This window comes from Methylobacterium sp. P5_C11 (assembly GCF_054049775.1).
In genome coordinates this window covers 1-9,624 of the sequence record NZ_JBFULS010000095.1, presented here as the reverse complement: position 1 = coordinate 9,624, position 9,624 = coordinate 1, and the positions used below count along the sequence as shown (strand labels likewise).

Sequence of the window (9,624 nt, the reverse complement as noted above, 5' to 3'; positions counted from 1 at the left end):
GCCAGCAGGAGGGCCGCGCCCAGGCCGAGGCGCAGGCCCAGGGTCGGCTCGCCGACGCCATGACCCGCCTCGCCCTGGCCGCAGCCGGCCTCCTCGCGCAGGCCGATGCCCGCGACGCCGAGCGCGAGGCGCAGGCCGTCGAGGTGGCGATGCTCATCGCCCGCAAGGTGGCGGGCGACGCCCTGGACGCCGCCCCGCTCGCCGGCATCGGCGAGGCGGCCCGGGCGGCGCTCCAGCACCTGCGGGGCGTGCCCCACTTGGTGGTGCGGGTGCACGATAGCCTCGTCGAGGCGGCCGAAACCCTGGTGAAGCGCCTCGCGCGCGAGCGCGGCTACGAGGGCCGCCTCGTGGTGCTCGGCGATCCCGAGATGCCGGCGGGCGACGCCCGCATCGAATGGGCCGACGGCGGCATCGTGCGGGAGCGCGCCCGCATCGAGGCGGCGGTCCTGGACGCCCTCGGCCTGCAGACGCGCCCGTAGAGGAACCCGGATGTCCGACGATTTCAGCCTGCCCCAGCTCGGCGAGCACGACACCGACTACGCGGCGAACTCGATCCGCGACGCGCCCACGACGCCGAAGACCGCCGCGGACCTCGAGCAGCTGTTCGACGTGCCCGTGATGGTCTCGGCGGTGCTCGGCTCCGCCCGGATGCCGATCGGCGACCTGCTCCGGCTGGCGCCGGGCGCCGTCCTCGAACTCGACCGGAAGGTTGGCGAGGCGATCGACGTCTTCGTCAACAACCGGCTCGTCGCCCGCGGTGAGGTGGTCCTCGTCGAGGATCGGCTTGGCGTGACGATGACCGAGATCGTCAAGGGCGAGTGATCGGGGCGCATGACCCCGACGCGTGAGATTTTCGCGGAGGCGCCGGTGACGGCGGCCCGCTCCGGGATGCTTGAAAGGGACGAACCATGCGGCTCCTGATGATCGGGCGGCTCAACGGAGAGCTGATCACCGCCTCGAAGATCGCCATGCAGCGGGGCGCGTCCGTGACGCAGGCCGATGCCGTGCCGCAGGGTCTCAACGTCCTGCGCGCCCGGGGCGCCGACCTGATCATGATCGATGTCGGCCTGCCGATCCGCGACCTCGTCTCGGCCCTGGAGGCGGAGCGAATCCGCACCCCTGTGGTCGCCTGCGGGGTCTCGGCCGACGCGCAGACCGCCGTGGCGGCAATCCGGGCCGGTGCCAAGGAATACATCCCGCTCCCACCCGATCCCGAGATGATCGCCGCGGTGCTGGAGGCGGTCGCCACCGACCGCGCCGCCTTCGTCTGGCGCGATCCGTCCATGGAGCGGGTGGTCAAGCTCGCCGAGCAGGTCGCCCGGTCCGAGGCCTCGGTGCTGATCACCGGCGAGAGCGGCACCGGCAAGGAGGTTCTGGCCCGCCACGTCCACCAGAAGTCCAACCGGGCGGGCAAGCCGTTCGTGTCGGTCAACTGTGCGGCGATCCCCGAGGCTCTGCTCGAATCCGAGCTGTTCGGCCACGAGAAGGGCGCGTTCACGGGCGCGGTCGCCCGGCGGATCGGCCGGTTCGAGGAGGCCAACGGCGGCACGCTGCTCCTCGACGAGATCTCCGAGATGGACGTGCGCCTGCAGGCGAAGCTGCTGCGCGCCCTCCAGGAGCGCGTGATCGACCGGGTCGGCGGCACCGCCCCGGTGCGGGTCGATATCCGCGTGCTCGCCACCTCGAACCGCAACCTCGCCGAGGAGGTCCGCAAGGGCACGTTCCGCGAGGACCTGCTGTACCGGCTCAACGTCGTCGCCCTGCGGCTCCCGCCCCTGCGCGAGCGCCCGGCCGACATCCTGGAACTCGCGACCCATTTCGCCCGGAAATACGCGGCGGTGAACGGTGTGCCGGTGCGCCCGCTCTCCGCGGAAGCCCAGGCGCTGGTGGTGAAGAACCCGTGGCGCGGCAACGTCCGCGAACTGGAGAACACCCTGCACCGGGCGGTGTTGCTCGCTTCCGGCGACACGATCGGCCCGGAGGCGATCCTCTCGCCGGACGGAGAGACCTTCGCCGCCGAGGGGCCGGCGGCGCGCGCCGCGCAGGTCGCGGAGGCCGCCACCCGCGGCTTGGTGGGACGGACCGTGGCGCAGGTCGAGTGCGACCTGATCCTCGACACCCTCGATCATTGCCTCGGCAACCGCACGCACGCGGCCAAGATCCTGGGCATCTCGATCCGGACCCTGCGCAACAAGCTCAACGAGTACGTCTCGGCGGGCCTCGACGTGGCCGAGCCAGGCGGCGTCCGGGCGAACGTCGCCTGCGGCTGACGCGATCGGTCGGGCGCCCCTCACGGGCGCTCGCACCCGGCCCCGTCGCGTGGCGCTGCCTGGACGAGTCAGAACGTCATCCCGGAATGTCATCCGCCCCGGGCACCCGCGAGGGCGGCGCTCGGTGGACGCCGCTCAGCGCCGCCCGCTCTGGGCCGCCTTGTGGGCCTCGGTCTGGGCCGCGAAGGCGGCGTCCAGCTTGCGCAGCGACTCGAAGCGGGCAACGTCGCCTTCGACGTCGCGGATCGTCTCCTCGACGAGGTGACGCTGGAGGGCGACGCGCGGATCGTCCGGCGGAAACGCCTCCCGCTCCTGCAGCCGGAGCACGGCCTGCCGCACCACCGTGTAGACCGCCTCGCGCTCCTCACGGGTCATCGACGGCTGGATCGCCTTCGCGACGAGATCGGAAAAATCCGACATGGATCGTTAGACTTCGCTCATCCCGGGGCGCCCGGTTCGCCGGGCCGCCTCCCTCTACAGACCGCGCCGCGCGGGATCCAGATCCCGGGGACTGCGGCTACATCCTCTGGTCGCGGATGCCCGCGATCAGCAGCGCGGACGAACTCCAGATCACCAGGAAGCAGAAGAACGCCACCAGCAGGCTGTGGCCGCGCTCGGGATAGAGACTGTCCGTGGGCAGGACCGGCGGCACGAAGGTGGCCAGGAAGATGTGCTGCTTGCTGGCCGAGACCCGGGCGCGGTCCAGCAGGGTATGGGCGGATTCCTCCAGCTTCTCGGCGATGGTCCGCTCCACGAGCAGACCCTCGTACTGGAGCAGCGCCTCGGTCAGGTTCTGGCCGCCCGAACCCGCCGTGGCGCTCGTCAGTTCGTCCTGGAGCGTCTTCATCTGCTGGTCGATGGCCGCGATGTTGGCCACCAGCGTCTGGATCGAGCGCGAGCGCTCGTCCAGGTTGGAGCTGCGCAGGACCTGCAGGTCGTTCTCGGCCTTGAGCTTGTCCTTCCGCAGGAGCGTCAGTGTTGTCAGCGTCCCCTCGGCTGTCTTGATGGGATCGATCACCCCCCACTGATTGCGGAAGGATTGCAGGCCGAGATGCGCCTTGCGCAGACGGTCCTGCGCGACCTTGGCGTCGGTCTCGGCCTGGGCGACCATGTCGGACTGGGCGCGCTTCGAAATGTCGTTGATCAGCGCCTCCGAGCGCCTGACCACCTCGTTGGCGATGGTCAGAGCGTCCTGCGGCGTGAAGGCGCGCACGGACAGGCGGATCACGCCCGAGATCGAGTCGATATGCGCCTCGACGTGCTTGCGCCAGTATTTGGTCAGGTCCTCGATCGGGTCTGAAGGATCGAAGCGCGCCCAGAAATCCGCCTCGGTCCGGGAGAACATCTTGGAGATGCCGATGCTCTTCTCGAGGGCCTCAACTAGAGTCTGGCTGCTGATGTAGTCGCGGACGATGAAGCTGTCCTGGCTGTTGTGCTTCTGGATCAGGTTCGTGTACTGGCCGAGCGAGATGTTCTCCATCGGCTCGACGTTGCCGCGGACCGCGAACTGGGCCTCCGCGACGTACTGGTTGGACGCGAACGCGAACAGGTACAGGCCGACCACGAGGGTCGGCAGCAGCACGAAGAAGCTGACGCGGCGGATGATGCGGCCGCCATAGCTCGACGTGTCCTCCTCGCGCGGGCGCAGGCCCGGCAGCCGGGTCCAGTCCAGGCGCTCGCGGACCGAGGCGACCAGCGCCCGGCTCGTGCGCTTCTCCGGGACCGGCCGAATGGTCTCGGCGCTCCGCCGCAGCTCGGTCATCGTCGGTGCGGCGAACGTCACGATCTCGCCTTCGCGCGTGTCGTCCTTGACCTCGTCGAAGCTCATCCGCTCATTGTTCCTGGGTCTGCGCCGGTTCCGCTGCCGCGGCGCCGGCCGATGGGCGGCCCGTGCGCGGCTTCGGGAATCCCGTTCTTTTAGGCCCTTTTTATGGCGCCCCACCCGGACGCCCGCCGGCTGCTGCGCCGCGACGACGGGCGGCGTGGCGCCGAACGGGTATCGCGTCCTACAGTCTCTGAATGATGACAGAAGCGCGTGTCCTGGGCGGCGACGACCGCCCGACCGGCCGTTCGGCCAAGACGAACTCGGCCAAGACGAGTTCGGCCAAGACCAAGCTGACCGACATCGTGGTCGTGTGCTCCAAATGCGCCAAGCGGCAGGGGCTGCGCGGGCGCGACCTGCGCGGCCTGCTGAAGAAGGGCGCCAAGCAGGTCGCGCGGGATGGGGGGGCCGGCCGACGGCGGAAGCTCTGCATCGTCGAATCGGGCTGCCTCGGCCCCTGCCCGAAGCGGGCGGTGGCGATCGCCACCGGGGCGAGCCTTGCCGCGGGCCGCGTCGTCCTGCTCGATCCCGCCGCCGGACCGGCCGAGGCTCTCGCCGCCGTGCTCGATCCGGTCCTGTCCCGCCGTCGCCCCCCGAATTCGGCCCCAATAGCACTCTAGCCGCGGAGCCACCCGACGAATCGCCGCCGGCACGCTGACCGGCCCAACCTGGAGCGCGCTCTTGCCCGCCTCTCGACGCGAGGCCCGCACACCGTGACCGGCGACCGCGTTTCCCGGAAGCGGCGTATGGCCCAGGCCGTGCTGCGTCGCCTGCCCCTGTTCGGCACACTGATCGGCCTGGGCCTCGCGGTCTGGCTCGTGGCGACCAACGATCTCGCCGCCGTGGCCGCGGCCTTCGGGCGGATCGGCGTCGCGGGCTTCGCCGGCGTGACCCTGGTGCGGATCCTGGTGGTCCTGATCTGCGGCCTCGCCTGGGCGCGCATCCTCGACGGGCTGATGCCGGGGACGGCCGCGGCCTGCCTGATCCTGCGCTTCGTCCGCGAAGGCATCAACGTGCTGCTGCCCGTGGCGTCGGTGGGCGGGGACGTCCTCGGGGCGCGCCTCCTGACCTTCTGGGGCGTGGCCGGCTCCCTGGCGGCGGCCTCCGTCCTGGCCGACATGCTGTTCCAGGTCGGAACGCTCGCCCTCTTCGCCGGCCTCGGTGCCGGTCTCCTGAGCCGGGTCGACGGCGCCGAGGCGGCGGCCCTCGCCAGCTGGACGCTGCGGACGCTCGCAGTGGCCGGACTGGCGGTGGCGGCGTTCTTCGCCCTCCAGCGCACCGGCATCGTGCGGCAGATCGAGGCGCGGCTCGCCGCCCTCGGCCGGCGCTTCGTGCGCGAGACCGAGGCACGCCCCGAGCCGACCCCACGGATCCAGGGTGCCCTCGACACGGTCTGGGCATCGAGCCGCCGGGGACACCTCGGCCAATCCCTCGCGCTGCACGCGCTGGCCTGGCTGCTCGGCACGGCCGAGGTCGCCGTCGTCCTCGCCTGCATCGGCGTGGATCATGTCGGCCTGGCGGACATCCTGGTGATCGAGGCGCTCAGTCAGGCGATCAAGGCCGCCGCCTTCCTGGTTCCGAGCGGCCTCGGCGTCCAGGAAGGCGGCCTCGTCCTGGTCTGCGGCCTGTTCGGCATCGACGCCGGCACCGCGCTCGCCCTCTCGCTGGCCCGCCGCGTGCCCGACGTGGTGCTCGGCCTGCCGGCTCTCCTCGTCTGGCAGAATCTCGAGGCGCGCCGGGCCGGCGTCAGCCCGGCCACCCCCAGCTGCGACCGCCCGTGACCCGAACGCATCCCGCGCCGACCCGCCCGACGGGCATCGTCCCGAAGCTGCCTCTCCGGCGGCTCGCCCTCTCCGGACTCGCCGGCACGCTCCTCGCCGCCGGTCCGGCACTCGCCCAGAGCGTCACCCTGGATCTCGGAGCCGGGGGCACCACCGAGCGCGCCCTGCAGCTCGTCGCGCTGATCACCGTCCTGGCGGTGGCCCCGTCCGTGCTGGTCATGGCCACGGCCTTCACCCGCATCGTGGTGGTGCTGTCGATCCTGCGTTCGGCCCTGGGAACCCAGACGGCCCCGCCGACCGCGGTGCTCGTCAGCCTCGCCCTGTTCCTGACCGCCTTCGTGATGGCCCCGACGGGCCGCGCCGCCTACAGCGCCGGGATCGAGCCGCTGATCGCCGGCCGGATCACGCAGGCGCAGGCGTTCGAGCGTGCCTCGGCACCGTTCAAGACCTTCATGCTGCGCAATGTGCGTGAGAAGGATCTGAAGCTGTTCCTCGACCTCGCCAAGGTGCCGGCGCCGAAAGGGCCGGAGGATGTCGGCCTCGAGATCGTGACCCCGGCCTTCATGATCTCGGAACTGCGCAGGGCCTTCGAGATCGGCTTCCTGCTGTTCATCCCGTTCCTGATCATCGACCTCGTAGTCGCCTCGGTGCTGATGGCCGTCGGCATGATGATGGTCCCGCCGGCGACGGTGGCGCTGCCGTTCAAGCTGATCTTCTTCGTGCTGGTCGATGGCTGGACCCTGGTCGCCGGCTCCCTGGTCCAGAGCTACGGCGGATGATCGCGGCCCGGTTGCGGGCCGGCGTGGGACGTCGCATCGACGATCCGGACCTCCGCGAAGCCTTCCGCGCACGACGGCGGCTCGAACAGGTGCTCGACGGAGCGGATGCTGGCCTCGGGAACCTGCCGGTCGGCGGGGCGGCGCCGGTTCCGTTCGACGGCAACCGCGAGCGGCGCGCGGATCCAGACGGCTTCTGCGGGGACGCCGCAGGATCGCGCGATGGCGAGGATCGGTGCGCGGTGCCGCCGGCCGGGCAAAGCGGCATCGACGTAGACGTGGCCGGCCTGCGGCCGCTGCCGGGCAATCCAAGTGGACTTGCCACCGCCCTGCAGGCCGCACACGAGCACGAGCCGCTTGGCCGATGGCGCGGTGAGCGCAGCGCGCAGCGCCGCGAAGGCCAGGCGCCACGCCTCGGCATTCCGGTCGGGCGTCCAGACGCGGCCCGTCTCGGTCTCGAGGAAGGCGTCCGGATCGATGACGACCGGCCCGCTCACCCCGGAGGCGTGCCGGGGGTTTCGGCGCTGCTCTGCTGCTGACCACCCTGCGGCGCCTCGCCATTCGTGCCCGGCGCCACGGGCCGGCCACGATCGGGTGCGGCGGCGTCCGGGTACCGCTTGCGATACTCGGCCAGGAAGGCCGATAGGGTCTGGGCCTTCGTGGCGCGGGCGGCGATGTCCCGGAAGCCGGGCGTCCGGGTCGGGTCCGTGCCCGTGAGGAGGGCGAAGGTGCGGGCGTCCGGGCTCGCCGCCATCGCCTCGGAGAACTTCGCCTTCAGCCGCTCGAGGCCGATCGCCTCACGGGCGAGGTCGTAGGCGATCGCCGCGCGCACGACGTCGGCGCGCGCCTGATCGTCCAGGGGCTGGCCGGATCGCCACGCCTCGCCGAGCAGGCCCTCGTGGGCTTCGCCGGCCTCGCGCCAGCGGCGGGCACCCCAGTAGATGTCGGCCCGCAGGCGCTCGATATCCGGGCCGCTCTCGCCCTCGATCGTCTCCAGGGCGAGGTCGGTGCGCGTCAGGTCCGACAGGGCACGGGCTCGGATGAGGCCCCGGGCGCGCTTGAGTTCGCCCGGGAGTTCGGGGAGATCGGTGGCGTCGAGGACCTTCAGCGCCTCCATCGGCTTGTCGTCCATCAGCCGCACGGTGGCGAGGCGCGCGGCCACAGCCGAGCGTGCCGGGCCGGTGAGGCGGTTGTCGATCTGGTACTGCAGGAGGTCGGCTGCGGAATCGAGGAGGTCGAGACCCACGAGGCGGTCGGCCAGCCGGCGCACCACCTCGTCGCCGCGCCGCCCGATCGGGCTCAACTCGCGGAAATCGAAGAAGAGGGCGACGGCCTCGACCCCGGACAGCGCATCCCCCTTGTCGGTGAGGTAGAGATTCTCGAAGGCGGCTTGCGCGTCCCGGGCCAGGGCCGCCGTCGCGGGAGCGTTGGGCGCGAAGGCGTTGGCCCGGCGCACCGCCGTGAAGGCATCGCGCCACCGGCCGGCTCCGAGGTAGAGGCGCGCGAGTCCGACCGTGATGCCGTCCTCGACCGGGCCGCCGTGCCAGGTCAGCGCCAGCCGCTCGAGCCGCTCCATCGCGGCGTCGGCGGTCATCTTGCCGGCGGCCCGGGCGAGGAGAGCGCCCCTGAGGGCGGCCTCGGCCGAGACCGGCCGCACCGCCGACTGGTCCAGGCGGGCATAGGCGTCCAGGGCCGCCTCGATCTGGCCGGTCGCCTCGGCCACCCGGGCACGGACCAGGGCCAGCCGGTCGCGGATCCAGGGCTGCAGATCGCGCTCGGCCTCCGCCCGGGCGGCGGCGGTCTCGGCATCACCGTTCTCGATCGCCGATTCCGCCGCGCTGGCGCGGATCGTCTGCGCCAGATCCGCGGGATAGCCTTTGGCCAGCGGCAGGACCTTGAGAAAGCCGGCCTCCGCCACCTTCCAGTCGCCCGACCCGGCCGCCGCCATCGCCCGCCACAGGGCGGCCTCGGGATCGTCGGTGAGGAGCGGCACGCTGAGGGCCTTCAGCGCCTCGGCGCTCCGGCCGATCCGCACCAGAGCCATGCCCCGGAGAAGGGCGGTGTCGCGCTGCGCGGCGAGGAGCGGATCGTCGCTGGCCGCGGTCTCGAGCGCCGTCAGGCCCTCGTAATCCAGGCCGTTGGCGAGATCCGCGCGGGCCAGGGCCAGCCGTGCCGGCCCGCGCTCGGAGGGCGTCGCGGCGACCACCGCGGCGAAGAGGCCGCGCAGGGTGTCGCGCACGTTCCCCATCCGGGCGCGCTCCCAGGATTCCTTCGCGATCGCGAGGGCACCCGCCTCGGCGAGCACCGCGTCCGGCTTGCGGGCCGCCACAGAGGCCGCGAGACCGCCCTCGCGGCCGATCGAGACGGCCTCCAGTTCGGGGCGCACCGCCAGGTCGTCGGCGCCGGCGAGCACCGCGAGGCCGTGCCGGCTCGGCAGGATCTCGAAATCGACGAAGCGGCGGCTCTTCGGATTGCCGACCGGGCGCTGCGCGGTCGAGGTGACCACCGCGATCCGCTCGTCATCGAGGGTGAGCCACGTCGCCGAACCGGGATGCGGCAGGGCCAGCGCCACGGCGATGCGACCGGACGGATCGGGCTTGCGGACCGGATCCAGGATGTCGCTCGGGCTCAGGGCGTCGCCCGCCGAGAGTTCCCAGGCCGGGCCGGCGTCGGTGGTGACGGCGTTGAGATCGACGAGGCGGCCGGGCGGGATCGGAAAGCGCAGGACCGTAAGCGGTCCCGTGCGGGCCGGCGGTCCCATCGGCGCGAGCCCCTGGCGCTCCGACGGTATGGCCACCGGCTCTGCGGTCTCGAAGGCCAGCGTGGCGACGCCGCCGCGCTCGAACAGGACCGCCGGCGGCAAGGACTGGAACGGAAAGACCAAGCCGGCGCCGGCGTGGCGCCGCGGCGGCACCTCGGGCGGACGCGCCTGGGCGGCCGGCGCCTCGGCAGGGCGCGGCGACACCGGCAGCGAC

10 protein-coding genes are annotated in these 9,624 nt (G+C 72.2%); 6 read left to right on the top strand and 4 right to left on the bottom strand.

All coding sequences use genetic code 11. The annotated features are described in order from the left end of the window. The 3 genes from ACXJKQ_RS27045 to flbD form a co-directional block, all read left to right on the top strand. Window positions 1-479, top strand: a 479-nt coding sequence (locus tag ACXJKQ_RS27045; protein ID WP_457108761.1) for a FliH/SctL family protein, incomplete at its 5' end; no start/stop codon positions are given. Between the two features lie 10 nt (window positions 480-489). Next, complete coding sequence (gene fliN, locus ACXJKQ_RS27040; RefSeq protein ID WP_457108760.1) at window positions 490-822, top strand: flagellar motor switch protein FliN; 333 nt, start codon at window positions 490-492, stop codon at window positions 820-822. An 86-nt stretch (window positions 823-908) separates the two neighbouring features. Continuing rightward, window positions 909-2,270 carry a sigma-54-dependent transcriptional regulator FlbD gene (flbD, locus tag ACXJKQ_RS27035; protein ID WP_457108759.1) on the top strand — a complete coding sequence of 454 codons (1,362 nt, stop codon included), beginning with the start codon at window positions 909-911 and terminating at the stop codon, window positions 2,268-2,270. Window positions 2,271-2,405: 135 nt separating this feature from the next. Here flbD and ACXJKQ_RS27030 read toward each other — a convergent pair whose 3' ends face one another. Both ACXJKQ_RS27030 and ACXJKQ_RS27025 read right to left on the bottom strand, forming a co-directional pair. Then, entirely contained in the window at window positions 2,406-2,690 is a 285-nt protein-coding gene (locus tag ACXJKQ_RS27030) for a hypothetical protein (protein WP_457108758.1), read from the bottom strand. Window positions 2,691-2,787: 97 nt separating this feature from the next. Next, window positions 2,788-4,098: a capsule biosynthesis protein gene (locus tag ACXJKQ_RS27025; RefSeq protein ID WP_457108757.1), complete on the bottom strand. Its 1,311-nt coding sequence runs from the start codon at window positions 4,096-4,098 to the stop codon at window positions 2,788-2,790. A gap of 191 nt (window positions 4,099-4,289) precedes the next feature. Between ACXJKQ_RS27025 and ACXJKQ_RS27020 the strand changes: the two genes are divergently transcribed. From ACXJKQ_RS27020 to fliP, 3 genes are all read left to right on the top strand, one after another. Continuing rightward, entirely contained in the window at window positions 4,290-4,712 is a 423-nt protein-coding gene (locus tag ACXJKQ_RS27020) for a hypothetical protein (RefSeq protein ID WP_457108756.1), read from the top strand. A gap of 93 nt (window positions 4,713-4,805) precedes the next feature. Next, window positions 4,806-5,873, top strand: coding sequence for a lysylphosphatidylglycerol synthase domain-containing protein (locus ACXJKQ_RS27015; RefSeq protein ID WP_457108755.1), 1,068 nt, complete (start codon window positions 4,806-4,808; stop codon window positions 5,871-5,873). Continuing rightward, window positions 5,870-6,652 carry a flagellar type III secretion system pore protein FliP gene (gene fliP / locus ACXJKQ_RS27010; RefSeq protein ID WP_457108754.1) on the top strand — a complete coding sequence of 261 codons (783 nt, stop codon included), beginning with the start codon at window positions 5,870-5,872 and terminating at the stop codon, window positions 6,650-6,652. The genes ACXJKQ_RS27015 and fliP overlap by 4 nt, the downstream gene beginning before the upstream one ends. On the opposite strand, the gene ACXJKQ_RS27005 is transcribed toward fliP, so the two are convergent. Beyond that, window positions 6,640-7,146 carry an AAA family ATPase gene (locus ACXJKQ_RS27005; protein WP_457108753.1) on the bottom strand — a complete coding sequence of 169 codons (507 nt, stop codon included), beginning with the start codon at window positions 7,144-7,146 and terminating at the stop codon, window positions 6,640-6,642. The two genes, fliP and ACXJKQ_RS27005, sit on opposite strands and share 13 nt — an antisense overlap. Next, window positions 7,143-9,624 (bottom strand): hypothetical protein (locus ACXJKQ_RS27000; RefSeq protein ID WP_457108752.1); only part of this gene is annotated, 2,482 nt, incomplete at its 5' end. The genes ACXJKQ_RS27000 and ACXJKQ_RS27005, both read right to left, overlap by 4 nt.